We start from the raw sequence: 1,062 nt of genomic DNA on the forward strand, positions 1-1,062 counted from the left end.
GAATATGGATTTACGGTATCTGAGTTAGTAGACCTTGCTGACAGAGCCAACAGCTCTAGTAAAATTGAAGCGTTACGCGCTATTGGGCAGTTTCCTATTTTTAATAACTACAAACCCTTAGACATCGCGCTACGTCAAAAGATATTAACGATTTTAAAGGGATCCAATGCAAAAACGTGCGCAGGATTTAAGCACTCAGAAAAACAATGGCAACAATCTTTAGCACAGTTTGCACAAAAGTCATCCAGCCAGAAAAGAAAACATGGCCCCTGCGAACCCAATACGGTCTTACCAAAAACAAAGAAAGCAAAAGTTAATCCTTCTAAGAAGCTCAAATTTCAAAATGGCAGTGAAGTAAGTTCAGGAGCCTCGATTCGCGAAGAAGGCCGTGGGCCCACTAAAAAATATTTTGTTAAAAATCAAGATGGCACTGAAACCCAGGTGTTTACTCAAAAAACGCTTAGCATGAGGAAGTACCGCTTAAGAAATAAAATGTTGAATCAACGAATCCTAGAAGAGCTGACTGTTGATAGTCTAGGTGATATCGATAAAGGTAGCGCATTGCCATGTTCTAGCAACACATTGGGAATAGATGATGCCTCTATGCCAGCACCTATTGAGTCAATGAGTTTTCAGCAGGAAAAAGAAGTACTATCGATACCAGACCAGGAAAATAAAGAGGAGCAAGAACACTTAGAACTGGTCCCAGAAACAAAAGCTGTACATGAACGGTTAGAGTTCTTAACAGAGACAACTAGAGAATTGCAAGCGTCATACTTCTTTACTCAACCTCATCATTATAGCTTCTTTCCACCTTCCATTCAAAGCGGTTCTCTTCGTTTAGCTGAAGAACCGAGACAAGAAGAAATTAGACCTTCTATGCCAACACTCCCTCCTCTATTAGATGCTCTAACCCTTCCTCAACAATATTATTTAGCTGATCAAGAAAAAGAGGAGGAAGAGGAAGAAGAAGATTGTTATGATACTGCTGCTAAGATTATTTTAGGACTTTAATAAATGCGGCTTCGTTGCAGGGGAGGTAGCCGCAAACCTCAGAATTTT

The 1,062-nt window shown here is 40.1% G+C and carries 1 protein-coding gene; it reads left to right on the forward strand.

What is annotated here, in order from left to right; translation table 11 throughout:
• The coding region (locus tag ACWTEW_RS10910; RefSeq protein ID WP_454783631.1) for a hypothetical protein at positions 1 to 1,014 on the forward strand (1,014 nt) is incomplete at its 5' end.
• Positions 1,015 to 1,062: the final 48 nt, after the last annotated feature.

Source organism: Legionella stuttgartensis (genome assembly GCF_977063405.2).